Below are 24,676 nucleotides of genomic sequence, written 5' to 3' on the forward strand. Positions count from 1 at the left end.
TCCTAGTCCCGCCGCCAGTACTGCTTTAAGCGCTGGCTCAGCTCCCGGGGCTCGTCGGCGAACAACGCCCGCCCCCCTTGCAGGGCCTGCCGGCGCAGCCGGGCACGCCGCTCGCCGATAACGGCCATCACAGCTCCTCCCGTCAGCTCCGGGACATGGCGCTGCTGCAGGGCGGCCAGCACCCCCAGATCGTGCTCATCGCCCAGCCATTCCCCCAGCTCCTTGAGCCGTTGTGACCTGGGTTGCAGCCAGTCCGGGGCCAGGGGTTGCAGCAACCGCAGCTGGTAGCCATGGTATTTCACCCACTTGCGCCACTGGTGCCAGGGCTCGGCCGGCTCCTCTCCGAGCAGTTGCCAGGCCGGCTCCCGGGCCTGCTGGTAGACGGTGCGAAAGCCGGCCCCCAGGGTGCGAAAACGCGGCTCGAACGGCGGCCAGCGGGACAGCCGCGACCGGCCATCCAGCAGGGCCGCCGCCGCCTGCCGGAGGAGCTTGCCCGGCTTTTTCACCCTGGCCGCCGGCAACAGGGGCAACAGCCGGCCGGTCAGCTCGGCCAGCTCCGGTTGTTGCCGCGCCAGCTGCTCCAGGAGCTGACGCTGCACCAGCGCATCGCGCAGGGGCGAGAGGCTGCGGGCAATATCCCGGAAATAGCGGTCGCAGGGGCGGAACCGGCGCCCCAGGGGCAGTTCGATCAGGCGCAGCAGGGCGCGCAGCTTCTTGATGCTCTTGCGCGCCTCGTGCACCGCCTCGTCCGGCTCGAGTTCTCCCAGCAAGCCCGCGGCGGCCTGCTCCAGCAGGCCGCCGGCATTGGCGCGCAGGCTCTGGTCCAGGGACTGTCGCAGATCCAGTTCAAAACCCATGGCAATGACTCCGTGTACGGGCCTGGCCCGATCGGAGGCTAAGTGTAGATCAGACCAGCCGTTTCGGAGTCTGGTACCACAGCAGCTCGCCGCAGCCCGCCTGCAATTCGTCCCAGCCGGCCACCGCCAGCCCCATATGCAGCACGGCGCAGGTGGGGAACTTGTCGTCCGGCCCATCGCACAGCATCCGGCTCAGCTCGCCCAGGCCGGGCATGTGGCCCACCAGCAGCAGGTGGCCGACCGACGCCGGCTGGCGTTGCAGCAGCCTCAGCAGGCTGGCGCCGGACGCCTCGTAGAGTCCGGCAGCAAAATCCATGTCGCTCTCGGGATAACCGAGGGCGGCGGCGAACGCCAGGGCGGTGTCCCGGGTGCGGCGGGCCGGACTGCACAGCAGCAAATCCACCGGTGGCAACCGAGCCGCGGCGAAAGACGCCATCACCGGCAGATCCTTGCGGCCCCGTTCGGCCAGGGGTCGGTCGAGGTCGGCCAGGGCCGGCTCGTCCCGGCTCGACTTGGCATGACGCACCAGGGTCAGCAGTTTCATTTTCCCTCCATCCTGACCAGTCGCTTTTCCAGCGCCAGCACCAGGAAGACCGCCAGGCCGATCCCTATGGTCAGCAGCACATGGTCCGCCGACAAGGGATGGGTACCGAACCAGGTCTGCATGATGGGCGTGTAGGTGAAGAAGAGTTGCAACGCCAGCACCACCGCCACCGCCAGCAGGGCCGGCCTCAGGCTGTGCCATCCCGCCCAGGCAGGGCTTTCGCTGTACAGGTGGCGTACGCTGAACAGGTACCAGACCTCCATGGCCACCAGGGTGTTCACCGCCAGGGTGCGGGCGTAGCCGACCTCGTGACCGGCGGCCAGGGACCACTGGAAGACCCCGAAGATGCCGATGGTGAACAGGATAGACACCAGCAGTATGCGCCATATCAGGAAGCGGGACAGGATGGGGGCGCAAGGGTCCCGGGGCGGACGGCGCATCACCCCGGGCTCGCTGGCTTCGAAGGCCAGGGCCATCGCCAGGCCGATGGAGCTGACCATGTTCACCCAGAGGATCTGCAGCGGCTCTATCGGCAGGGTCAGCGCCAGCAGCAGGGCCAGTATGATGGACAGGGACTCGCCGCCGTTGACCGGCAGCAGGAAGACGATGGCCTTCTTCAGGTTGTCGTACACGGTGCGCCCCTCATGCACCGCCCGGGTGATGGTGGCGAAGTTGTCGTCGGTCAGCACCATCTCGCTGGCCTCCTTCGCCGCCTCGGTGCCGCCCTGGCCCATGGCCACCCCCACGTCGGCCCGCTTGAGCGCCGGGGCGTCGTTGACGCCGTCGCCGGTCATGGCCACCACGGCACCCCGTTCCTGCAGCGCCTGCACCAGGCGCAGCTTGTGCTCCGGCGTGGTACGGGCGAACACGTTCACCTCCGCCACCCGTTCGCACAGTTCGGCGTCGCTCAACTGCTCCAGATCCCGTCCGGTCAGCACCTCGTCGTTGTTGTGCAGCCCCAGCCGGGCGGCGATGGCCCCGGCGGTGATGCCGTGATCGCCGGTGATCATCTTGACCTGGATGCCCGCATGGTGGCACTCGGCTACCGCCGCTATGGCCTCGTCCCGGGGCGGATCCATCAGCCCCACCAGGCCGAGCAGCCGTAGCCCCTGCTCCAGCTGCCGGTGCTGCAATTCACCCTCGTCGTCGCCGGGCGCCAGCAGCTTGATGGCCACCCCCAGCACCCGCTGGCCGCCGGCGGCGACCTCCTCCATGACCCGCAGCCAGCGGCCCTGCTCCAGGGGCTGACCGCCGTGCTCTTCCCGGCACAATCCCAGGAGCACGTCCGGTGCCCCCTTGACCACCAGAAAATGGCTGCCATCGGGCCCCCGATGGCGGCTGGCCATGTATTTGTAGCGGGAGTCGAAGGGGATCTCGCCGCTGCGGGGGTAGCGCTGCTGCTGCTCGGCCGGATCCAGCCCCCCCTTGAGCGCCAGGGTCAGCAGGGCACCCTCCATGGGATCCCCCTCCACCCGCCAGCCCTGCTCGCCCCGCACCAGCTGGCTGTCGTTGCACAACACGCAGGCCTGCAGCAGGGGCGCCAGGGCGCCGGAGGGATGATCGACGCCGTCCAGCCGGTGCAGGGCTCCTTCGGGAGCATAGCCGCTGCCCTCCACCCGGTAGCGGGCATCGGCCAGCACCAGGCTGGCCACCATCATCTCGTTGCGGGTCAGGGTGCCGGTCTTGTCGGAGCAGATCACCGACACCGCCCCCAGGGTTTCCACCGCCGGCAAGCGGCGAATGATGGCCCGGCAGCGGGCCATGCGGGTCACGCCGATGGCCAGGGCCACGGTGAGGATGGCGGGCAGGCCTTCGGGGATGGCGGCCACCGCCAGGCTGACCACCGCCATGAACAGCATCTGGGGATCCTGGCCCCGCAGCAGGCCGAGCACGAAGACCAGCACCGCCAGGCTCAGGATGACCAGGGTCAGGGTCTTGGCGAAGCCGGTCATCTGCCGGATCAGGGGGGTGGTCAGCTCCTCCACCGTCGCCAGCAGCCGGTTGATCTTGCCGAGTTCGGTGCGCGCACCGGTGGCCACCACCACCCCCATGCCCTGGCCCTGGGTGATCAGGGTGCCGGAATAGAGCATGCCGCGCCTGTCCCCCAGGTCGGCGTCCTCCGCCACCGGCTCCCCGTCCTTGTCCACCGGCATCGACTCGCCGGTCAGGGCCGCTTCCTGGGCCTGCAACCGGCTGGCCTTCAGCAGGCGGATATCCGCCGGCACCTTGTCGCCGGCGGCCAGCCAGACCCGGTCGCCCGGCACCAGTTCAGCCGCGTCGATGCGCAGCCGCTCGCCATCGCGGATCACCGTGGCCTTGGCCGACAGCATGGCGCGGATGGCCTGCAACGCCTGCTCGGCCCGCCCTTCCTGGATATAGCCGATGACCCCGTTGACCAGCACCACCGCCAGGATCACGCCGGTGTCGACCCAGTGCTGCATCAGCGCCGCCAGCACGGCGGCGCCCAGCAGGACGTAGATCAGCAGGTTGTGGAACTGGCGCAGCAGCCGGCGCCACCAGGGTGTGGGTGCCACCCCGGGCAACTGGTTGGGCCCGAAGCGATGCAGCCGGGCGCGGGCCTCGTCCCGGCCCAGGCCCGCGTCGGGACTGTCCAGCCCGGCCGCCACCGCCTCGCCCGGCTGGCTATGCCAGCGGGGGGAAGAAGGGGGGATGTTTTCCGTGGAGCCTCGGCTCATCGCTTACCTCTTGCTGCAGTGCACAATTCATTGTAGCCACTCTAGCAGTATAGTAATGACAAACCTTTGATATATCACAAGGAGGGTCGCGGCCGGGCCGGACAGGGCCCGGCCGCCCGGGTCAGACGACCCGTTCCAGCCTGACCGGCACCGGCCGGCAGACGGTGTTGCACACCGGCGAATGCTGGCGGGCATAGCCCATCAGATCCTCCAACTCCTGATCGCTGCAGTCGGCGTCCACCTTCATGCGGATGGTGATCTGCTCGTAGCCGGCGGGGACGCCGTCGTCCAGGCCGAGCAGGCCATGCAGATCGATATCCCCTTCCAGTTCGGTGGACAGGGCGCGAATACGGATGCCGCGGGCGGCCGCGTGCAGCACCAGGGTGGTGGTCACACAGCCGGCCAGGGCATGCAGCAGGTATTCCACCGGGTTGGCGCCCTCGTTGGCCCCCAGCAACACCGGCGGCTCGCCGTTGGTGAAGTGGAAGGGTTGGGCGCGGGAGTCGTCCTCCTGGCCGGCACCGTAAAAGTCCTGGATGGTGGAGCGGTTCTCACCGCCGCTGACCCAGCGGTTACGGGCCCGGAACTGGAAGCGGGCCAGGCCCGGCTGCTGCTGGATGGCGGCGATGGTGGTCATCATCTGGTCCTTGTCGAGACCGTTGATCATCTGGCTGTGGGTGTTCATGGCATTTCTCCTCGGTTACACAGGTTGGGCGATGGCGTTCGCCTCGCTTTCACTGTCGCAATCCCCGTGCCAGCCGTTGATGGAGAAAAATTCACCTTATAATCAATTAGTTGTCATTTACTCCTGGTACAACGGAAGCCCCGATATGTCGTGTTTCACGATAATTCGGGTCGGCCGGCACGAGATCGGGGGAGACATCAGCGCAAGCCGATGGCCTTGAGGCGGGAACTCAGGGTATTGGGATGCAGGCCAAGCAGGGCGGCGGCGCCATCGGGGCCGGCAATCCTGCCCCGGCAGTGGGCCAGGGCCCGCTCCAGGTTGGCCTTTTCCAGCGCCGCCAGCTCCGCCGCGGTGAGGATGACGGCTTCGTCCGGTTCCATGGGCAAAGGGGGTGGCGACGCTTCGGGCAGGGCCCGGTCCAGGGCCAGCCGGCGACCGTCCGGGCTGATGATCAGCGCCCGCTCCAGCACGTTTTCCAGCTCGCGCACATTGCCCGGCCAGGGGTAGGCGCGCAGGCGACGCTCGTCCTGTTCGGTCAGGGTCGGCAGGGGCAGGCCATGACTGCGGGCGAAACGCGCGAGCAGGGCCCGGGCCAGCAACAGGATGTCGTCGCCCCGCTGCCGCAGGGGGGGAACCCGCAGCGGGAAGACGTTGAGCCGATACCAGAGATCCTCGCGAAAGCTGCCTTCCGCCACCATGGCCGCCAGATCCCGGTGGGTGGCGGCGATCAGGCGCACGTCCACCTTTTCGGTGCGGCCGCCGCCCACCCGCTCGAACTCCCCCTCCTGCAGCACCCGCAGCAGCTTGGCCTGCAGATCCGGCGGCATCTCCCCCACCTCGTCGAGGAACAGGGTGCCGCCGTCGGCCTGTTTGAAACGGCCGTCCCGGCGCTGCAGGGCGCCGGTGAAGGCCCCCTTCTCGTGGCCGAAGAATTCACTCTCCTGCAGTCCGGGGGCGATGGCGGCACAGTTGACCCGGACAAAGGGCATGGCGGCCCGCCCGCTCTGGCGATGGAGGGCACTGGCCACCAGCTCCTTGCCGGTGCCGGTTTCGCCGCAGATAAGCACAGTGGTATCGAGCCCCGCCACCCGCCGCAGCTCCTCCCGCATCCGCCGCATGGGCGGGCTTTCGCCCAGGATCTCCGCCTCGCCCTGCAGCCGTGCTATGTCCTCCCGCAGCTGGCGGGCCTCTTCGGCCAGGGTGCGCAGCCGGGTTTCCCGCTCGGCCAGGGCCTGATCCCGCCACAGCCGGGCCAGCTCGGCCGAGGCCCGGGCGGTGAACAGCCGGAACACCGAGAGCAGGGCCGCACTGGCCGCCAGGGGCTTGTCGTCCAGCACCGCCAGGTGGCCGAGCACCACCCCGTTGGCGTCCTGCAGGGGCTGGCCCAGGTAACTGACCGCGCCCAGGGCCGGCAGATCCGGGTCCCGGGGATAGAGTTCGATCACCCGCTCCGCCACCAGGGTCGGCTCGCAGCGGTTGATCACCGGCTCGCAGGGGGTGCCGCCGATATCGTATTCGTACCCCTCGATATAGTGGTCGTCGAACCAGAACGCCAGCGCCCGCAGCCGGCGGCGGGCCGGCCGCCACTCGGTGACCCAGGCGCCCTTGACCCCGAGCATCAACGCCAGTTGCCGCACCAGCTGCTCGAAAAAGGCCTGGCCCGAGCTGCCGGCCAGGCCATGCACCAGGGCATCGAGCAGCCGCTGGTCGAAGACGGGACGATCGGTGACGGACATGGGGAGACCTCCGGTGACGGCACTCCCCCAAGTATAAGGCAGGCGGGGCTACAACTCGTCCAGCCGCCTGAGCAGCCGATCCAGGCCGTTGACCAGATCCCGGTATTCGGACGCCGACAGGCAGTCGATCAGGTTTGCTTCCCATTCCAGCACCCGGGGCACCATGCGCTGGTACAGCTCCTGCCCTTCCGGCGTCAGCCTGACCAGGGCGGCGCGCTGATCCTCCGGCATGGGGGTGCGCTGTATCAGCCCCTTGTCCTCCAGCCCCTGCAGGCCGCGGGATACCTTGACCTTGTCCATGCTGCTGATGGCCGACAGATCCCGGGCGATCACCTGCTCCCGGTAGCCGATGGCGGCCAGCAACCGCCACTCGGGCCGGCTGACGCCGAACTCCCTGGAATACAGTTCGGCCAGCCGGCTGCCGACCCGTTCGGCGGTCAGCACCAGCTTGTAGGGGACGAAATCGTCCAGTACGAAATGGGTTTTCTTCTGTACCACGCCACATCCTTCGGTCTAGGGCCGGAAATGGAAAACAGTGTAACTATTTTCTGCCGGAAACACGTAGCGAAAAGCGCACCTCCCCGAAAAAACCCCGTTTAATTTACTATATTTTAACAATAGCACTTGAAATATCCATCGCAGCCATGGATATTAGTAACAAATGCAACCAAATATCCTGAGGGAGAGCAGGCAGATGCGTCACTGGTTCCAATTCCCCATCCGCGAGGGCGACACCTCGCGCCAGGCCCACTGCGACATGCCGGCGGGCACCTTCGAGCGGGAAATCGGCAAGGAGGGTTTCTTCGGCCCGGCCACCCATATGTACCATGAGCACGCCCCCACCGGCTGGAGTGCCTGGGAAGGCCCCCTGCGCCCCCGCGCCTTCGACACCAACCGGCTGACACCGCCGGGCCAAAGCCCCTGGGATGCCGCCCCCCTGCTGCACAACGCCAGCGTCAAGGTGCGGCTCTGGAAGAGCGAGCACTCCATGGATCACCTGGTGCGCAACGGCGACGGCGACGAGTGCCTGTTCGTGCACCAGGGCAAGGGCTGGCTCTACTGCGACTACGGCCGGCTGGCCTTTCACGATGGCGACTACCTGATCCTGCCCCGCTCCACCACCTGGCGGCTGGAGATCGAGGAGCCGGTGACCCTGCTGATGATCGAGGCCAGCAACGGCTCCTACCTGAACGCCGAGCGCGGCCTGGTCGGCGCCCACGCCATCTTCGACCCGGCGGTGCTGGAATACCCGCGCATCGACGACGCCTTCAGGGCCCAAAGCGCCCAGGCCGGCGAATGGCAGGTGCGGCTCAAGGCCCGGGAGCAGATGAACCGCATCACCTTTCCCTTCAACCCGCTGGACGCCCGGGGCTGGAAGGGCGATCTCACCGTGTTCCGGCTCAACTGGCGCGACATCCGCCCGCTGATGAGCCACCGCTACCACCTGCCGCCCTCGGCCCACACCACCTTCGTCGCCAACGGCTTCGTGATCTGCACCTTCGTGCCCAGGCCCATAGAGTCGGATCCGGGCGCGCTCAAGGTGCCCTTCTACCACAACAACGACGACTACGACGAGGTCATCTTCTACCACAAGGGCAACTTCTTCAGCCGGGACAACATAGAGGCGGGCATGATCACCCTGCACCCCTGCGGCTTCACCCATGGCCCCCATCCCAAGGCCTTCGCCGCCGGCGCCAGGCACGCCCGCACCGAGACCGACGAAGTGGCGGTGATGATCGACACCCGGCTGCCGCTGGACGTGGCCGAGCTGCCCGAGGGGGTGGAAAACCCGGATTATGTGAATTCCTGGCAGGTGAAGGGCTGATAGCTGGAAGCTGGAAGCTGGAAGCTGGAAGACATCTTACACAAGCTACTGACAGACTTGCAGAGTGGTTTGAGCAGGCAACACAAATGCCCGAAAGGAGGCCAAAGGGAGCCGCTCCGCCGACCGTCACATGCCATGGATGGCATGTGCGAGCGTACAGGGAGGTATTTACAGCGTGTCGGCGGAGCGGGCCCTTTGACCGACTTCTTCGAAGTATTCAGACAACTTTGCCAACAAATTGAAGTTAAGGAGATTATTGTGAAACTAGCCTCTCTCAAACAGGGCCGCGACGGCCAGCTGATCGTGGTGTCCCGGGATCTGAGCCGGGCGGTGCAGGCCGGGACCATCGCCCCCAGCCTGCAGGCGGCGCTGGACAACTGGGCCGAGGCCGAACCCAGACTGCAGGCCCTGTACCGGCAGTTGAACGAGGGCGCCTGCGCCGACAGCTTCCCCTTCGACCAGGCCGCCTGCGCCTCGCCCCTGCCCCGGGCCTACCAGTGGGCCGACGGCAGCGCCTACGTCAACCACGTGGAGCTGGTGCGCAAGGCCCGCGGCGCCGAGATGCCGGCCAGCTTCTGGACGGATCCGCTGATGTACCAGGGCATGTCCGACGGTTTTATCGGCCCGCGCGAGGACATCCGCCTGGCGGACGAGGCCTGGGGCATCGACTTCGAGGGCGAGGTGGCGGTGATCACCGGCGACGTGCCCATGGGCACCCCGGCGGAGCGGGCCGGCGAGCACATCAAGCTGCTGATGCTGGTCAACGACGTCTCCCTGCGCAACCTGATCCCCCACGAGCTGGCCAAGGGCTTCGGCTTCTTCCAGTCCAAGCCCGCCTCCTCCTTCTCGCCGGTGGCGGTGACCCCGGACGAGCTGGGCGACCACTGGCGGGAGCACAAGGTCCACCGCCGGCTGCGGGTGCACCTCAACGACGAACTGTTCGGCGAGCCCGACGCCGGTACCGACATGACCTTCGACTTCGCCCAACTGGTAGCCCACGTCAGCTTCAACCGGGCACTCTGCGCCGGCTCCATCATCGGCTCGGGCACCGTCTCCAACGTGGATCGCAGCACCGGCTCCTGCTGCCTGGCGGAGCGGCGCATGCTGGAGATCCTCGACCAGGGCCAGGCCAAAACCCCCTTTATGAAGTTCGGCGACCGGGTGCGCATCGAGATGCTGGACGAGGCCGGCCACTCCATCTTCGGCGCCATCGATCAGCGGGTGGTAAAACATGAAGCTCTATGACTATCCCCGCTCCTCCGCCGCCTACCGGGTGCGGATCGCGCTCAACCTGAAGGGGCAAACCTTCGAGGCCGTCCCCGTCAACCTGCTGGAGGGAGCCCAGCGCGGCGAGGACTACCGCGCCCTCAACCCCACCGGCCTGGTGCCCAGCCTGGACACCGGCGAGGGCCTGCTCGGCCAGTCCCTCGCCATCATCGAATACCTGGACGAACGCTTCCCCGCCCCGCCCCTGCTGCCGGCCGGGGCCTTCGCCCGCGCCCGGGCCCGGGCCCTGGCCCTGCAGGTGGCCTGCGACATCCACCCGCTCAACAACCTGCGGGTGCTGCAATACCTGGTGGGCGAATTCGGCATCGATGAACAGCAGAAGCTGGCCTGGTACCACCACTGGCTGCAGCAGGGCCTGGCCGCCCTGGAGCGGCAGTTGACGGAGACAGACTCTCCCTTCTGCTGCGGCGACACCCCGGGACTGGCGGATATCTGCCTGGTGCCCCAGCTCTACAACGCCCGCCGCTTCGGCCTGGATCTTGCCCCCTACCCGCGGCTGGTGGCCATAGAGGCAGCCTGCCTGCGGCTGGAGGCCTTCGCCGCCGCCCATCCCGACCATCATCAGGAGGCCTAGATGAATACCGATCATGCGCCCCTCTGGCGCCCCGACCGGGCCCGCATCGAGCAGAGCCGGCTCTGGCGCTTTATCGACGAGCTGAACCGGGAGCAGGGTCTGGCCATCGACGACTTCGCCGGCCTGCACGCCTGGTCGGTGCGCAACAGCGATAACTTCTGGAGCCGGCTGTGGGACTTCGCCGGCGTGATCGGCCACAAGGGAGATGTATTGCTGCAACGGGGCCAAAGCCCCGAGCAGGATCTGTGGTTTCCCGAGGCCAGGCTCAACTTCGCCGAAAACCTGCTGGCCCAGGCCCACGCCTTCGCCCGGGAGGACGCCATGCTGTTCCAGGCCGAGGGCCAGGGACACCTGCGGCTGAGCTGGGCCGAGCTGGAAGCCCAGGTCGCGGCCCTGCGCGCCTGGCTCGAGGCCGAAGGCATCGGCCCCGGCGACGTGGTGGCCGGCTACTTGCCCAACCTGCCGGAGACGGTGATCGCCATGCTGGCCACCGCCGCCCTGGGCGCTATCTGGACTTCCACCTCGCCGGACTTCGGGGTCGACAGCGTGATCGACCGCTTCGGCCAGACCCGGCCCAAGGTGCTGTTCAGCGCCGACGGCTACCGCTACAACGGCAAGCTGCACGACACCAGCGCCAAGGCCAGGGACATAGTGGCGGCGCTGGACAGCGTGCGTCACTGGGTGCAGATCCCCTATATCGGCCGGCACCGGCTGGGCCCGGACGACGGCGCCTTGCACTGGCCCGAGCTGCTCGAACGCCACCGGGGCCAGCCACCGCGCTATACCCCCATGCCCTTCAACGCGCCGCTCTACGTGCTCTACTCTTCCGGCACCACCGGCAAGCCCAAGTGCATCGTCCACGGTGCCGGCGGCATGCTGCTCAACCACCTCAAGGAGCACCAGCTGCACTCGGACGTCCGCGCCGGCGATAGGGTGCTCTACTTCACCACCTGCGGCTGGATGATGTGGAACTGGCTGGTGTCCGCCCTGGCCAGCGGCGCCACCCTGCTGCTGTACGAAGGCTCCCCCTTCGCCCCGGACGGCCGGGTGCTGTGGGACTGGAGCGAGCGGGAGGGGGTCACCCTGTTCGGCACCTCCGCCAAGTACCTGGAGGCGCTGGAGAAGCAGCATATCCACCCGGCCGACAGCCACGATCTCGGCGCCCTGCGCACCCTCTGCTCCACCGGCTCCACCCTGGCGCCGGAGCAGTTCGACTACGTCTACCGCCATATCAAGGCGGATCTGCAGCTGGCTTCCATCTCCGGCGGCACCGATATCTGCGGCTGCTTCGTGCTCGGCAACCCCATCAGCCCGGTGTACCGGGGCGAGTGCCAGGGCCCCGGCCTGGGGCTGGACGTGCGGGTGTTCGACGACCAGGGCCATCCCCTGGTCGGCCAGCGGGGCGAGTTGGTGTGCCGCAACAGCTTTCCCAACCGGCCGCTGGGGTTCTGGGGCGACGAGGACGGCAGCCGCTACCACGCCGCCTACTGGGCCACCTGGCCCGGGGTCTGGCACCACGGGGATTTCGTCGAGCTGACCGGGCACGGTGGCATGCTGTTCTACGGCCGCTCCGACACCGTGCTCAACCCGGGCGGGGTGCGCATCGGCACCGCCGAGATCTACCGCCAGGTCAACCAGTTCGAGCAAATCCAGGACTCGGTGGTGATCGGCCAGCACTGGCAGAACGACGTGCGGGTGGTGCTGTTCGTGAAGATGGCCCCGGGTGAAGCGCTGACCGAGGAGCTGGAAGACGCCATCCGCGAGCGGATCCGCCGCCAGTGCACGCCCCGCCACGTGCCGGCCCGGATCCTGGCGGTGGCCGACATTCCCAGGACCAAGTCGGGCAAGACGGTGGAGCTGGCGGTGCGCAACGTGGTGCACGGGGAGCCGGTGAAAAACATCGGCGCCCTGGCCAACCCGGAGGCGCTGGCGCTGTTCCGCGACCTGCCCGAGCTGGCCCGCTGACCGGCCGGGAGCCCGGCTCCCGGCCTGCCCGCGCCTCGCCCGTTACCAGCGGTGGCCGGGCGGCGGCGCCACTACCCGGTAGCCCCTATCGTAAGGACGGTAGTAGTTGCCGCCATGGTAGTAGTAGGGCCCGTCGCTGTAGCTGAAGCTGATGAAGCCACCGGGCAGGGAGGAGACGATGGTCCCCAGCGGCAGGCTCACCGAAATATGGGTGCCGGGGCCGGGCACGGCATAGTAGGCCGGCGGCCGGTGATAGTAATGGTGCTCCACCACCCTCACCTTTTTCGGCGCGGATCGGTAGTAGTGGTGGCGCTGTTTCAGGTGCTTGTGGGGATGGTGATGCCAGTGCCTGGCATCCCGCTCATAGCGACGGTCGTCCCAGCGGGCCTGGGCCTCGGGCACCATCACCCCCAGCGCAAAGACCCCCAGCAGGGGCAGCAGCAGGGCGCCACGTCTGAACAGGGTTTTCATTTTCGCCCCTCCTCTCTCGATGGCCCGCCGTCCGGGCACAGGAAGCTACCCTAATCATGGGTCGGAAAGGATGAAAACAACAGCGGGAAGAAAGGCGTTGCGTCAGCTCGTGACGGGGGCATTATGCGGAGTAACCGCTCACACCGGGCCGGTGCTCATTGCTGCAGAAAACGCCCCTGGGCCATTTCCCGCTCACGCTGGCATTCGGCCAGGTAGATGGCGGCCACCACGGCGGCGTGCTGGTGATGATCGTCCACCGCCTTGGACACCATCAGCTCCAGGGTCTTCTCGTTCTTGGCCATGCGGAACTTGCGCAGCCAGTACAGCTTGTCGGTCAGTTCCCGATCAAGGGGTTGTTGCTCGGTCATAGGTGGGATTGAATCCAGTCAGGCAAAATCGAAAAAGGAGCCGAAAGGCTCCTTGTCAGTCAACGACTCTTTGGCACGAAGCCGATTACATCATATACCTTTTCCAGGGTCTGTACAGCCTTGGCCCGGGCCTTGTCCGCCCCCAGGGTCAGCACCTTGCGCAGCTCGACCTCGTCTTCCCGCAGCTCATGGAAACGGCGCTGGATCGGCTCCAGCATGGCCAGCACCGCCTCGGCGGTCTCGGTCTTGAGGTGGCCGTACATCTTGCCTTCGAAATGCCGCTCCAGCTCGGGAATGGAGCTACCGCTGGCGCCGGCCATCAGGGTCAGCAGGTTGGACACGCCGGGCTTTTGCTGCTGGTCGAAGCGCACCACGGGCGGATCCTCGGAGTCGGTGACGGCGCGCTTGAGCTTCTTGGCGATGCTCTTGGGATCTTCCAGCAGGCCGATGAAGTTGTTGGCGTTGTCGTCCGACTTGGACATCTTCTTGGTCGGCTCCTGCAGGCTCATGATGCGCGCGCCCTCTTCGGGAATGAAGGGCTCGGGCACGGTGAACACCTCGCCGTAGAGCTGGTTGAAGCGGTAGGCGATGTCCCGGGTCAGCTCCAGGTGCTGCTTCTGATCGTGGCCCACCGGCACCTGGTTGGCCCGGTACAGCAGGATGTCGGCCGCCATCAGCACCGGATAGGTGAACAGGCCGGCGTTGATGTTTTCGGCGTAGCGGCTGGACTTGTCCTTGAACTGGGTCATGCGCGACAGCTCGCCGAACTGGGTGTAGCAGTTGAGCACCCAGGCCAGCTCGGCGTGCTCCGGCACGTGGGACTGGATGAAGATGGTGCTCTGCTCAGGCGTGAGGCCGATGGCCAGGTAGAGGGCGGCCGCGTCCAGGCAGGCGGAACGCAGGGCCTTGGGATCCTGGCGGACGGTGATGGCGTGCATGTCCACGATGCAGTACAGGCAGTCGTAGTCCTGCTGCATCTTCACCCACTGGCGCAGGGCGCCCATGTAGTTGCCTATGGTCAGCTGGCCCGAGGGCTGGGCGCCGCTGAGTACTATCGGTTTAGCCATGGTTGTCTGTTCTCTGTCAATCGGTTAGCAGTATATCAGCGAGGGCGGCAAAGTCACTCAGCACCCAGTCGGGGCCGCTGTCCGCGATATCCCGACCGTAGTTGTAACCGTAGGTCAGGCCCACCACCGCCATGCCGGCCGCCCTGGCCGCCAGCACGTCGTTCTCGGAGTCGCCCACCATCAGGGTGCGGGCCGGATCCATGTCCAGGCTGCGGCAGACGTGCAGCAGCGGCGCCGGGCTCGGCTTCTTCTCGGGCAGGCTGTCGCCGCCCAGCACCAGCTCGAACTGCTCGCTCAGGCCGGCCGCCGCCAGGATGGCGGGCACGAAGCGGTAGGGCTTGTTGGTGACGATGGCCAGCCGCTTGCCCGCCCGGCGCAGGGCCGCCAGGGTATCGAGCACCCCGGGGTAGAACACCAGCCCCTGGTCGGCCACCTGGTCGTAGGCCGCATCGAAGGCGGCGCGTGCCGCCTGGCGCAACTCATCACCGGGTTCGGTGCCGAGGGCCGCCGTCAGCGCCCGGCGCACCAGCATGTCGGCGCCGTTGCCCACCCAGTGGCGCACCGCTTGCTCGCCGGCCTCCCCGAAACCCAGTTGTACCAGCATGCGGTTCACCGCCTGCGCCAGCTGGGGCACGCTGTCGATCAGGGTGCCGTCCAGATCGAACTGGACCAGGTCGAAGTTACCCATGGGCCTTGGCCAGTTCGCCGCGCATCTGCTCGATCACCGCCTTGTAGTCGGGCTGGCTGAAGATGGCGGAGCCGGCCACGAACATGTCGGCACCGGCCTCGGCGATATCGCGGATATTGTCGACCTTGACGCCGCCGTCGATCTCCAGGCGGATAGGGCGGCCGCTTTCGTCGATGCGGCGGCGGGCCTGGCGCAGTTTATCGAGGGTGGAGGCGATGAAGGACTGGCCGCCGAAACCGGGGTTGACCGACATCAGCAGGATCACGTCCACCTTGTCCATCACATAGTCCAGGTGGCTGAGCGGGGTGGAGGGGTTGAACACCAGGCCGGCCTGGCAGCCGTGATCCCGGATCAGGCCCAGGGTGCGGTCGATGTGTTCGGAGGCTTCCGGGTGGAAGGTGATGATGGAGGCCCCGGCCTTGGCGAACTCGGGCACCAGGCTGTCCACCGGCTTGACCATCAGATGCACGTCGATGGGAGCCTGAATGCCGTAGTCGCGCAGGGCCTTGCAGACCATGGGGCCTATGGTCAGGTTGGGCACATAGTGATTGTCCATCACGTCGAAGTGCACCACGTCGGCTCCCGCCTCCAGTACCCGGGTCACATCCTCGCCCAGGCGGGCGAAATCGGCGGACAGTATGGAGGGGGCAATCAGGTAGTCTTTCATCGGGGTTCCCTTAAGCGCAAAAAACGCACCAATTCTACCCCAGCGCCCGGTGATTCTCTAGCGAGGCGTCTATGCTTGGCAGAAGTTGGCGGAAAAGGTGGACTATGAACTGGAAACACTGGCTGCAGGCGGTGGCGGCCGCCTTGTTCGGGGTTCAGTCGGAGAAGAACCGGCAGTTGCAGTTCAGGGGCAGCCCCTGGCCCTATATCGGGCTGGGAGCGATGGCCATACTGCTGTTCGTGCTGCTGCTGATGCTGGTGGTGCGGCTGGTGCTGGCGTGAGGCGCCTTTCCCCTCACGCCTCGCTTGTGCCGGGCACAAACAGCGCCAGCAGTTCGTCCACCTTCTTGCGGTTGTGGCCGTGGCGGCTGATGGTGCGTTTGACCGCCACCACGTCCAGCTCCGCCTCCCGGTACAGCTCCCGGGTGAGGGGGATGTCGTGGTTGCTGATCAATACCGGCACCCCCCGGGCGGCGGTTTCCCGCGCCAGCCGGGCCAGTATCGCCTGATCGTCCAGGGTGAAGCCGTTGGCGGCGTAGGTGGTGAAGCTGGCGGTGGTGGACAGGGGCGCATAGGGCGGGTCGCAGTAGAACACCTGCTCTTCGCAAGCGGCGGCGAACACCTCCACATAGCTCTGGCACACGAAGGTGGCCTTCTGCGCCTTCTCGGCGAAGAACCACAGCTCCCGCTCGGGGAAATAGGGTTTCTTGTAGGCGCCGAAGGGCACGTTGAAACCGCCCTTCTGGTTGTAGCGGCACAGGCCGTTGTAGCCGTGCCGGTTCAGGTAGAGGAACAAAAGGGCCCGCCGGTAGCCGTCCTGCTCCCGGTTGAACTCGTCCCGAAAACCGTAATAAGCGCCGCGTTCATTGTTGGCGGCGATGAACAGCCGGGCCGCATCACGGATAAAGGCGTCGGGCCGGGTCTTGAGCAACTGGTAGAGGTTGATCAGATCCGCGTTGATGTCGGCCAGCAGGTAGGCGTCGTAATCGGAATTCAGAAATACCGAGCCGGCGCCGACGAAGGGCTCCACCAGCACCCGGCCTTCCGGCAGGCGGCGGTTGATGTCCTCCACCAGCCCGTACTTGCCGCCGGCCCACTTCAGGAATGCCCGAGTTTTTGTCATAGTCGTCATCGTTGCCGCACCGCTCAGAGGGCGCGCATTGTAACCGCAAGCCGAAGTCATGACTATGGGTTGGCTTCTTTTTGCACCTGCCCGAAGGGCTTGGGCCAGGGTTTGGCCGCCCGCAGCTCGGCCGGCAGGCTGCCGATGGCCCGGCGCGCCTGTTCGGGGGTCTCGAAATCGCCGAACACCAGCACAAACCAGGGCTGCCCATTGATGGTGCGCGGGTAGATCCAGGCCGGGGCCAGGGTATGGCGGGTCGCCAGCCGCTCCAGCACCGCCCGGTCACGTCCCGCCATCAGTTGCAGGGTATAGCGCGAGGTCGGCTTTTGCGTCAGCAGCGACAGCGGGCTCAGCCCCGCCGAAGAGGCCGGGACTGGAGCGGCAGCCGCCGGCGCCGAGGGCCGGGGCGGCTCGGCAGCGGCGCCAGGCTGAGGCTGGCCCTGCCCCCGCTGCATCAGCCGGGTAACGACCTCGTCCTCGATCACCACCCGCTCCTTGTCGCTGTCGTCCGGGGTTTCGGCAACCTTGGTGCTGATGTCGGGCGTGGCGGGCAGGGGTTCGGCCGGCCAGTCACGCACCGGTGCCTCGCCCGCCGGGGTCGGCCCGGTGTCGGCCTGTTCCTCGACGGGAGACAGCGTCAGCGGCGCGGCCGGCGCCTCGGGCAGGGTTTCCTCCTGCGGCAACTGCGCCGGCTCGGGAACGGCGCTGTCCCGCCCTCCTCCCAGCAGGCTGACGATAATGATCAGCAGCACCACCAGGATCAGGGAGGTCAGCAATATCTTGATTGTCTTCTGTTCCAACAGCTGCTGATAACCGGGTATTTTCATCTGCGGCTCCATCATGCCCGTGGCGTCACCGGGATAAAGGATATCGCTCGGTGCCTCGCGTGTCTCTTTATATCCCAGCGCCAGCCATAACGCCTGCTTGTCTTCCTCGGTGAGGGGCGGCACCTCCACTTCCAGCACCTGGCCGCCGGCCTCCTCATCGAGCAGCCGGCGGGTCTCCCCCGCCCATTGCTCGTCGCCCAGCAATACCATAAAGGGACGCGCTCCCGCGGGCAACTCCCGGTGCAGCCGGGCCAGCTCCAGCAACATATCCTCCGGCAGCCATTCGGCGTTGTCCACCACCAGCAGACGCTTGCCGGGACTGGCCGACAGCAACCGGGCCATCGAGGCCGGCAGGGGATCCTCCGCATCGAAGATACCGCCGGGAAACCAGGCCGTCAGCAGGGCATCTCGAAAACGGGCATTGGCATCGAGGGCCTCGGCATCGAGCAGTACCGGCAGCAACAGCTCGCTGCCATCGACCAGCCTGGCCGCCAGGTGGGACTTGCCGGCGCCTTCGGGCCCGGAAAGCAGGATAAAATCGGTATCGAGGCGGGAAAGGTGCAGCAGCCGCGCCAGCAGCTGCTGCTGAGAGGAGAAGGAAAGGTCGACGGCCTCGGTCACGCTTGCCGTTCCGGCACCACCACCAAGGCCAGCTGTTGCTCGGTGACGTCGTCCACCACCCGGGCACGACCGATACCGAGCGGCAGCACAAGCCTGAGCTTGCCGGCCAGCACTTTCTTGTCGCGCAGCATGTGCGGCAGGTAATGTCCGATGTCCATCTCGGCGGGCCCCTGTACCGGCAGGTGGGCCTTGATCAGCAGGGCCTCGACCCGCACCACCTCGTCATCGCTCATGTCGCCGCGCAGCCGGGCGGTGTGGCAGGCCTGCATGGTGCCGGCCGCCACCGCTTCTCCGTGCAGCCAGTTGCCGTAGCCCATCTCCGCTTCGATGGCGTGGCCGAAGGTATGGCCCAGATTGAGCAGGGCCCGTACCCCGTGCTCCCGCTCGTCGCTGGCCACCATCTCCGCCTTGATCTCGCAGCAGCGGCGGATGGCGTAGGCCAGGGCGTCGGCCTCCAGCCGCTGCAGGCGCTGCAGGTTCTGCTCCAGCCAGGCGAAGAAGGCCGCATCCCAGATGATGCCGTACTTGATCACTTCCGCCAGGCCGGCGGCGAACTCGCGCTCGGGCAGGGTCTGCAGGCAGAGGGTGTCGATAAGCACCAGCTCCGGCTGGTAGAAGGCACCGATCATGTTCTTGCCGAGCGGGTGGTTGACCGCGGTCTTGCCGCCCACCGAGGAATCGACCTGGGCCAGCAGGGTGGTGGGCACCTGGATAAAGGGCACGCCGCGCTGGTAGCAGGCGGCGGCGAAACCGGTGAGATCGCCGACCACCCCGCCCCCCAGGGCGATCAGGGTGGTGTCCCGACCATGGTTGCCCGCGAGCAGCTTGCCCATCACCTGATTGAAGGTGTCCAGGGTCTTGTATTGCTCGCCGTCGGGCAACACCAGGCTGTCGACCTCGAGCGGCGCCAGCGCCTTGACCAGAAGATCCAGATAGAGCGGGGCGACCACCTCATTGGTGAGCACCAGCACCTTCTTGCCCTTGACCGCGTCGCGCAGCAGCGAGGTCTCGGCCAGGCAGCCCTCGGCGATGATGATGGGGTAGCTGCGCTCCCCCAGATTGACGGTTAACCTTTCCATGGATCTCCTGCCCGTTACAGGCCGATCAGTTCAACTATTTGATTGGCAACCAATTTAGCACTCTGCTCGTCGGTGCGCACCACATAGTCGGCAATTTCCAGGTAGAGTTCGTTGCGCTCGGCGGCGAGGCGCTCCAGTACGTCCTGGGGCGGCTCCTCGGTCTGCAGCAGCGGACGGCGCTTGTCTTTCTGCACCCGGGCCAGCTGTTTCTCCACCGGCGTTTCCAGGTAGACCACTATGCCCCGGGCCGACAGCCGGTTGCGGCTTTCCTTGCTCTTGACCGAGCCGCCTCCGGTGGCCAGGACGATGCCCTGCAATTCGCTCAGGTCGTTGATCACCTTTTCTTCGCGCTGGCGGAAGCCTTCTTCACCCTCTACATCAAACACCCAGCTGATATCGGCACCGGTTCGACGCTCAATCTCCTGATCGGAGTCGTAGAAGTCCATATGCAGTTGTTGCGCCAGGTATTTACCGATGGTGCTCTTGCCCGCACCCATGGGCCCTACTAGGAAGATATTGCGTTTCTCAGCCATGTTACACGAAATTCTCACAAACAAATGCGCCCCACGAACACCGCAGGGTCGACGATGAACCTAACCTTAACGTTCTGAAATTGGACGCCGGATTATCGCAACTGCGCCGGACGCTGGCAAGGGCAACGCCGCTTTCGGGGTCAAACAGAGCCGAGCCAGCGGACCCGGCCCGACACTCAGATACTGTCGTGCACGATACGGGGGGTGACGAAGATAATCAACTCGCGCTTGCTGTTGTTGTCCCGGGTGGTCTTGAACAGGTTGCCCACCACCGGAATATCGCCCAGCACCGGTACCTTGGTCACGTTGCGGGTGATGTTCTGCTGGAAGATGCCCCCCAGCACCAGGGTTTCCCCGTCGTTGACCAGCACCTGGGTGGTGATCGACTGGGTGTTGATGGCCACCGCCTCCCCGCCCGTCGCCTGGGGAATACGCTCGCCGATGGAGTCCTGGGTGACGGTCAGATCCAGTACCACCCTGTTGTCGGGGGTGATCTGGGGCGTCACCTTGAGGCTGAGCACGGCATCCTTGAACTCCACCTGGGTGCCGCTGTCGCTGGAGGAGGAAAAGGGGATCTGGGTGCCCTGCTCGATCAGGGCCGGCTTCTGGTTGGAGGTGGTCACCCTGGGGCTGGCGATGATCTCGGCCCGGTTTTCCCGCTCCAGGGCCGACAGTTCCAGATCCAGGATACGGCCGCCGTCGAGCTTGGCTATCTGAAAGGCGATACTGCCCGCCGCCCCGGCCACCGGCAGGTTGACGTTGAGATTATTAGCGGTAAAGCCGGTCACAGGATCCCTGTTGGTTAATCCCTCCAGGCGCCCGCTGAAGTTTCCTGGGTTGCCGGGCCCCATTCCATCAACCGGTTTGAGACTACCCCAGCGCACCCCGAAGGCCTCTTCGAAACCATCATCGATAGTGACCATCCGCGCCTCTATCACCACCTGTTTGATGGGGATATCAAGCAACGCCAGCATCCGCCGGATATTGTCGATGCTTTCCCGGGTGTCTTTCAGCACCAGGGTGTTGGTCCGCTCGTCCACGGCGATGGCGCCCCGTTCGCTCAGCAGCCGGGTGCTTTCGTTGGTGAGCAGGGCCACCACCTCCGCCGCCTTGGCATAGTTCACCTGCAGGAACTCGGTGACCAGGGGGGCCAGCACCTCCTGGGCCTGGCGGTTTTCCAGCTGCTGCCGCTCCTGGCCCGCCAGCTCCGCCGCCGGCGCCACCAGCAGGATATTGCCGTCCAGCCGCTTGTCGAGACCTCGCACCTGCAATATGGTGTCCAGCGCCTGCTCCCAGGGCACGCCGTCCAGGCGCAGGGTGATGTTGCCCTGCACCGAGTCGGTGGTAACCAGGTTGAAGTTGTTGAAGTCGGCGATCAGCTGCAGCACGGTGCGCACCGGAATATCCTGGAAGTTCATGGAAATGGGCTTGCCGGTATAGCGACGGCGTTCCTCCCCGGAACTCGCCGGCGCCGGCCTGGCCACCTCCAGCACGAACAGCCGCTCGGACTGATCGTAGCGATAGTCGAAGGCCCCGTTGTTTTCCACCGTCACCAGGGCACTGCCGCCGTCGCGGCTGGTCCTGATCCGGCCGGCCGGGGTGGCGAAATCATTGACGTCCAGCACCCGCAGCAGTTCGTCGGCCACATGGGTGTTGTGAAACTTGGCGATCACTTGGTTGCCGCTGACCTGCATGTCCACGGCGGCGCTGGAGCGCTCGAGACTCACCAGTACCTGGCCCTGGCCTTCCCGTCCCCGGCGGAAATCGATGCCGGTGATGGCGTTGATGGCACCCGGCGGCAACGAGGCGCCGTCGCTGCCGGTGCCGCCGACCCCGGCGCCCAGCAGCAGTTGCAGGCGATTGCCCTCGGCCTGCAGCCGGTGGGGCTGCACCCGGTCGAAGCCCAGCGCCACCTCCAGGTTGGGCCCCACCCGGCGCACGTCCACCACATTGATCCCCTGCCGCTCTATGGGGATCGGGTTCTCCCGCAGGGCGGAGCGGGCATCGGGTATCTGCAGCACCAGCCGGTCCGGCTGGTGGCGCATCAGCTCGGTGACCCCGGACGGCGGCGCATCGAATTCCAGCTCCAGCACCAGCTGGTCCCCCGTCAGGGGATTGACCCTGATCTGCTCCAGGCTGACGGCGGCCCAGCCCCGTCCGCACAGCAGCAGGCCCAGGACCAGCCAGCCCAGCCGCTTCGTCATTCCCTGTCTCACCATAACGCACTCCTGCCGCTCTTATTATTGTGTTCTGGATAATGTCAGCCGGGTTTCCCGGCTGTCCCAACAGCCCTTGCCGTCGGAAATATACTCCTTCAGGGTCAGTTCATTGCCGGTGATGCCGACCACCTCGCCGTGGTTCAGGCCCAGGCGCTGTCCCATGCCAACCCTGTGGGTGATGCCGTCCTGGGTGCGGATCAGCGCCCATAGTCCCTGGCCATCGCCGAGGGTGCCCCTGAACGAGAGGTTGTCGAGCGAATACTGCTCCAGTTCGCCCCTGGAAGCTGGCAGTTGCGGCTGGGCGCAGGCCGTTGCCGCGGCCTGGGGCGACGCCGGCCGTTCCGGTTGCGGCTCGACAAAAGGACTGCGCTGGGATCCGGGGCGGTAGGCTTCGGGCACATAGTCGTTCATCTCGGGCAGGGGATCCGGCGGCACGGCCGGCCGGGCCTTCACCTCAGCCACATAGCGGTTCAGATCGCTGTCGTCGATGCAGGCCGTCAGCAGCAGCACCCCCAGCAGACAAAACCTCCTCATGGCGCCTCCGCCTTGTTGTACTTGTAGGTCTTGGCCAGCATGCTCATGTTCAGCCCGCCGCCGCTGCGGGACAGGGTGAAGCTGTCGATGATGACGATGCGGGGCAGCGCCGCCACATCGGCCACGAAGTGGCCGAGCTGGTGGTAGTCGCCGCTGACCACGATGCGCATCGGCAACTCGGTGGAAAACTCGCCGCGCTTCTCCGGCTCCCAGTTGATGCGCTCCAGGTGAAGGCCGTTATCGGTGGCGATAAAGCTGATGTCGTCGAGCAGGCCGGCAATCTCCAGGCTGTTGGGCAACTTGCGCAGCTGGGTCTCCAGCTGTTTTTGCAACGCCGCCAGTTGTTCCTGGTAGGCCGGCAGCCCCGCCGCCTGGCGGGCCTTCTCCTCGAAGGCGGCCCTGAGCTGCTGCTCCTGGGCCCGGGTCCGATCCAGCCGGGCCAGGCTGTCCTTGATAAAGAAATAGCCGACGGCCCCGGCCAGCAGGGCGCACACCAGAAGGATGGCGATAACCTTGGCCGCCCTGGGCCACTGGCCGATGTTGTCGAAGTCCAGTTCATTGACCTGCTGCCAGTTCATCGCGTCCCCCCCGCCGTGGCGTCAGCGATCCTGAACAGCATGGAGAACTGGCTAAGGGCGATGGGCCGGGTGTCGCTGGCAAAAATGGAGCTGACCCTGGGCTCCGTCAGCCAGCCGCTGTCTTCTATCTGGCGGATCATGCTGGCCACCCGGGTATAGGCTTCGGTCTTGCCCACCACGTCGATGCTGCTGCCGGCCACATTGACCGAACTCAGGTAAACACCGGGCGGCACCAGCTCGGGCAACTGGTTGAACAGCCGCACAGAAAGGTTGCGCCTTTGCTGAAAGCTCTCGATCAGCAGCATCCGTTCCAGCAACTGGGCCCGCTGGGTCTTGATATGACGGATCTCGCCCAGCACCAGGTCCAGCCTGGCCGTTTCGGTCTGCAGCAACTGGTTGCGCTCCTGTTGCCGTGCGATCTGTTGGTGCACCCAGCTGTTGACCGCCAGCATCACCGCCACCGTCACCACGCAAGCCAGGGTCAGCCAGATCAGAAACTGTTTTTTCTGCCCGGCCCGGACCGCGTCCCGCCAGGGCAGCAGGTTTATATTGGACATGGGGTGAAACTCCTCAGTGCCAGCCCCAGGGCCGTCATGTAGCTGGCCGCATCGGGGCAGGAGGCAGCGTGCCCCTCGAACAGGCGGTCGAAGTCCGGCCGCAACACCGGCATGCTCAGCTCCTGCTCCAGCACCTTGGCCAGCTCCGGCAAGCAACTGCCGCCACCGCTGAGGAAGAGGGCGGAGGGCGGCTTGTGGCCCGAACTGCTGCAGAACAGCTGGATGTTGCGGCGAATATGCTGCAACACCGTGGTGATGTGCTGCTGCTCGGTGTCGTGACGCAGCGCCTCGGGCAGGGTGCTGGCTATCTTGGCCTGTTCGACGCTCTCTTCCGGCATCTCGGTGAGCTTGCAGAGTTCCCGGGTGAAGTGGGCGCCGCCGAAGTTCTGCAACCGACTGTGGATCACCTCGCCCTCTTCAATGACCGCAAAGGTCAGGCACTCGGCCCCGATATCCACCAGCGCCAGCATTCTGGCATGGGTATTGTCAGCGGCCAGGCAGGCATTGACCGCCCGGGCCAGGGCATGCACGCCGATATCCACCACCCGGGTATGCCAGCCCGCCTGCTGCAGGGCGCTCAGCCGGGTGCTGATGGTTTCGGTGCGGGCGGCGCTGAGCAGGATGTTTTCCCGCTCGGGATGGTTGGCACTCACCCCCAGGCTTTCGTAGTCCAGGCTGATCTCGTCCAGCGGAAAGGGAATGTGCTGCTCGGCTTCTATCAGTACCTGGTTTTCCAGCTCTTCCGCAGACAGGTTGCGCGGCACCAGTATCACCTTGGTGATGACGCTGCTGCCGGTGACGGCGGTGGCGGCGTTGTCACAGCGGCAGTTGAGCTGGCGCCGCAGCTGGCGCAGCGCCATCACCACCTGGGCCACGTCCTGCAACTGGTGATCGACGATGCTGCCCCGGGGCGTGGGCACCCTGGCCAGGGCCTCCAGCTGGTAATGGCCCGGCTTGCCCCTGAGCACCACGGCCTTGATGCTGCACACCCCGAAATCGATTCCCACCATCCACTGGAAGTCCCTGCTTCTGCTCAGGCTCAACATAGGCATCCGTGCGCTTGTTGTTATAGGTCCCTGTAAGGATAGACGGACTGCGCCAAGTCGATGAAATGATTGCGGTACAAAAACAAAGCGCTCGAACAAGGGTGGCGACACAGGATATACTTGAGCGCTG

25 protein-coding genes are annotated in these 24,676 nt (G+C 66.1%); 5 read left to right on the forward strand and 20 right to left on the reverse strand.

Going from position 1 to position 24,676, the window contains the following annotated elements; genetic code table 11:
* Positions 1 to 2: 2 nt before the first annotated feature.
* The 6 genes from AN401_RS15595 to AN401_RS15620 all read right to left on the reverse strand — a co-directional run bounded on the left by AN401_RS15595 (position 3) and on the right by AN401_RS15620 (position 7,016).
* The gene (locus tag AN401_RS15595; RefSeq protein ID WP_157772290.1) at positions 3 to 857 is read right to left on the reverse strand and encodes a CHAD domain-containing protein; all 855 of its coding nucleotides are present in this window, start codon (positions 855 to 857) and stop codon (positions 3 to 5) included.
* A 49-nt stretch (positions 858 to 906) separates the two neighbouring features.
* A complete protein-coding gene (locus tag AN401_RS15600; protein WP_096779867.1) occupies positions 907 to 1,401 on the reverse strand; it encodes a SixA phosphatase family protein in 495 nt (164 codons plus the stop codon).
* Positions 1,398 to 4,097 carry a cation-translocating P-type ATPase gene (locus AN401_RS15605; protein ID WP_094038297.1) on the reverse strand — a complete coding sequence of 900 codons (2,700 nt, stop codon included), beginning with the start codon at positions 4,095 to 4,097 and terminating at the stop codon, positions 1,398 to 1,400. Before AN401_RS15605 ends, AN401_RS15600 begins: the two co-directional genes overlap by 4 nt.
* 121 nt (positions 4,098 to 4,218) lie before the next feature.
* Positions 4,219 to 4,782 (reverse strand): OsmC family protein, encoded by a 564-nt coding sequence (locus AN401_RS15610; RefSeq protein ID WP_096779868.1) that lies wholly within the window; start codon positions 4,780 to 4,782, stop codon positions 4,219 to 4,221.
* A gap of 197 nt (positions 4,783 to 4,979) precedes the next feature.
* Positions 4,980 to 6,518: a sigma-54 interaction domain-containing protein gene (locus tag AN401_RS15615; protein ID WP_096779869.1), complete on the reverse strand. Its 1,539-nt coding sequence runs from the start codon at positions 6,516 to 6,518 to the stop codon at positions 4,980 to 4,982.
* 48 nt (positions 6,519 to 6,566) lie between these two features.
* Entirely contained in the window at positions 6,567 to 7,016 is a 450-nt protein-coding gene (locus tag AN401_RS15620; RefSeq protein WP_094038300.1) for a MarR family winged helix-turn-helix transcriptional regulator, read from the reverse strand.
* Between the two features lie 196 nt (positions 7,017 to 7,212).
* On the opposite strand from AN401_RS15620, the gene AN401_RS15625 reads away from it, so the two are divergent.
* The 4 genes from AN401_RS15625 (at position 7,213) to AN401_RS15640 (ending at position 12,169) form a co-directional block, all read left to right on the forward strand.
* Positions 7,213 to 8,343 carry a homogentisate 1,2-dioxygenase gene (locus AN401_RS15625; RefSeq protein ID WP_096779870.1) on the forward strand — a complete coding sequence of 377 codons (1,131 nt, stop codon included), beginning with the start codon at positions 7,213 to 7,215 and terminating at the stop codon, positions 8,341 to 8,343.
* A 258-nt stretch (positions 8,344 to 8,601) separates the two neighbouring features.
* Positions 8,602 to 9,588: a fumarylacetoacetate hydrolase family protein gene (locus AN401_RS15630; RefSeq protein WP_094038302.1), complete on the forward strand. Its 987-nt coding sequence runs from the start codon at positions 8,602 to 8,604 to the stop codon at positions 9,586 to 9,588.
* The gene (gene maiA / locus AN401_RS15635) at positions 9,575 to 10,204 is read left to right on the forward strand and encodes a maleylacetoacetate isomerase (protein ID WP_096779871.1); all 630 of its coding nucleotides are present in this window, start codon (positions 9,575 to 9,577) and stop codon (positions 10,202 to 10,204) included. Before AN401_RS15630 ends, maiA begins: the two co-directional genes overlap by 14 nt.
* Complete coding sequence (locus tag AN401_RS15640) at positions 10,205 to 12,169, forward strand: acetoacetate--CoA ligase (RefSeq protein WP_096779872.1); 1,965 nt, start codon at positions 10,205 to 10,207, stop codon at positions 12,167 to 12,169.
* Between the two features lie 42 nt (positions 12,170 to 12,211).
* On the opposite strand, the gene AN401_RS15645 is transcribed toward AN401_RS15640, so the two are convergent.
* From AN401_RS15645 to rpe, 5 genes are all read right to left on the reverse strand, one after another.
* The gene (locus AN401_RS15645) at positions 12,212 to 12,640 is read right to left on the reverse strand and encodes a DUF6515 family protein (RefSeq protein WP_094041388.1); all 429 of its coding nucleotides are present in this window, start codon (positions 12,638 to 12,640) and stop codon (positions 12,212 to 12,214) included.
* Positions 12,641 to 12,795: 155 nt separating this feature from the next.
* Positions 12,796 to 13,008, reverse strand: coding sequence for a hypothetical protein (locus tag AN401_RS15650; RefSeq protein ID WP_094041389.1), 213 nt, complete (start codon positions 13,006 to 13,008; stop codon positions 12,796 to 12,798).
* A 59-nt stretch (positions 13,009 to 13,067) separates the two neighbouring features.
* On the reverse strand, positions 13,068 to 14,075 hold the full coding sequence (trpS, locus tag AN401_RS15655; protein ID WP_094041390.1) for a tryptophan--tRNA ligase: 1,008 nt from the start codon (positions 14,073 to 14,075) through the stop codon (positions 13,068 to 13,070).
* Between the two features lie 16 nt (positions 14,076 to 14,091).
* Positions 14,092 to 14,763, reverse strand: a complete 672-nt coding sequence (locus tag AN401_RS15660; RefSeq protein ID WP_094041391.1) for a phosphoglycolate phosphatase — start codon at positions 14,761 to 14,763, stop codon at positions 14,092 to 14,094.
* On the reverse strand, positions 14,756 to 15,430 hold the full coding sequence (gene rpe / locus AN401_RS15665) for a ribulose-phosphate 3-epimerase (RefSeq protein WP_094041392.1): 675 nt from the start codon (positions 15,428 to 15,430) through the stop codon (positions 14,756 to 14,758). The genes AN401_RS15660 and rpe overlap by 8 nt, the downstream gene beginning before the upstream one ends.
* A gap of 104 nt (positions 15,431 to 15,534) precedes the next feature.
* Here rpe and AN401_RS15670 point away from each other — a divergent pair, with 104 nt between their 5' ends.
* Entirely contained in the window at positions 15,535 to 15,711 is a 177-nt protein-coding gene (locus AN401_RS15670; RefSeq protein WP_094041393.1) for a DUF2970 domain-containing protein, read from the forward strand.
* A gap of 13 nt (positions 15,712 to 15,724) precedes the next feature.
* Here the strand turns inward: AN401_RS15670 and AN401_RS15675 are convergent, their stop codons facing one another.
* The 9 genes from AN401_RS15675 to pilM all read right to left on the reverse strand — a co-directional run bounded on the left by AN401_RS15675 (position 15,725) and on the right by pilM (position 24,510).
* The gene (locus AN401_RS15675; RefSeq protein ID WP_096779873.1) at positions 15,725 to 16,552 is read right to left on the reverse strand and encodes a Dam family site-specific DNA-(adenine-N6)-methyltransferase; all 828 of its coding nucleotides are present in this window, start codon (positions 16,550 to 16,552) and stop codon (positions 15,725 to 15,727) included.
* A 62-nt stretch (positions 16,553 to 16,614) separates the two neighbouring features.
* Entirely contained in the window at positions 16,615 to 18,000 is a 1,386-nt protein-coding gene (locus AN401_RS15680) for an SPOR domain-containing protein (protein ID WP_096779874.1), read from the reverse strand.
* Positions 17,997 to 19,079 (reverse strand): 3-dehydroquinate synthase, encoded by a 1,083-nt coding sequence (aroB, locus tag AN401_RS15685; protein ID WP_096779875.1) that lies wholly within the window; start codon positions 19,077 to 19,079, stop codon positions 17,997 to 17,999. The genes AN401_RS15680 and aroB overlap by 4 nt, the downstream gene beginning before the upstream one ends.
* 14 nt (positions 19,080 to 19,093) lie before the next feature.
* A complete protein-coding gene (gene aroK / locus AN401_RS15690) occupies positions 19,094 to 19,612 on the reverse strand; it encodes a shikimate kinase AroK (protein ID WP_094040104.1) in 519 nt (172 codons plus the stop codon).
* A gap of 176 nt (positions 19,613 to 19,788) precedes the next feature.
* Complete coding sequence (locus AN401_RS15695) at positions 19,789 to 21,816, reverse strand: type IV pilus secretin PilQ (RefSeq protein ID WP_232513333.1); 2,028 nt, start codon at positions 21,814 to 21,816, stop codon at positions 19,789 to 19,791.
* A 36-nt stretch (positions 21,817 to 21,852) separates the two neighbouring features.
* Entirely contained in the window at positions 21,853 to 22,365 is a 513-nt protein-coding gene (locus tag AN401_RS15700; protein ID WP_094040106.1) for a pilus assembly protein PilP, read from the reverse strand.
* Positions 22,362 to 22,943, reverse strand: coding sequence for a type IV pilus inner membrane component PilO (locus AN401_RS15705; RefSeq protein WP_094040107.1), 582 nt, complete (start codon positions 22,941 to 22,943; stop codon positions 22,362 to 22,364). Before AN401_RS15705 ends, AN401_RS15700 begins: the two co-directional genes overlap by 4 nt.
* Positions 22,940 to 23,500 (reverse strand): PilN domain-containing protein, encoded by a 561-nt coding sequence (locus AN401_RS15710; RefSeq protein ID WP_096779877.1) that lies wholly within the window; start codon positions 23,498 to 23,500, stop codon positions 22,940 to 22,942. Before AN401_RS15710 ends, AN401_RS15705 begins: the two co-directional genes overlap by 4 nt.
* The gene (pilM, locus tag AN401_RS15715) at positions 23,488 to 24,510 is read right to left on the reverse strand and encodes a type IV pilus assembly protein PilM (RefSeq protein WP_096780389.1); all 1,023 of its coding nucleotides are present in this window, start codon (positions 24,508 to 24,510) and stop codon (positions 23,488 to 23,490) included. Before pilM ends, AN401_RS15710 begins: the two co-directional genes overlap by 13 nt.
* Positions 24,511 to 24,676: the final 166 nt, after the last annotated feature.

The sequence above is a fragment of the Zobellella denitrificans genome, from assembly GCF_002407485.1.
In the GTDB taxonomy this organism is placed as follows: Bacteria; Pseudomonadota; Gammaproteobacteria; order Enterobacterales; family Aeromonadaceae; genus Oceanimonas; species Oceanimonas denitrificans.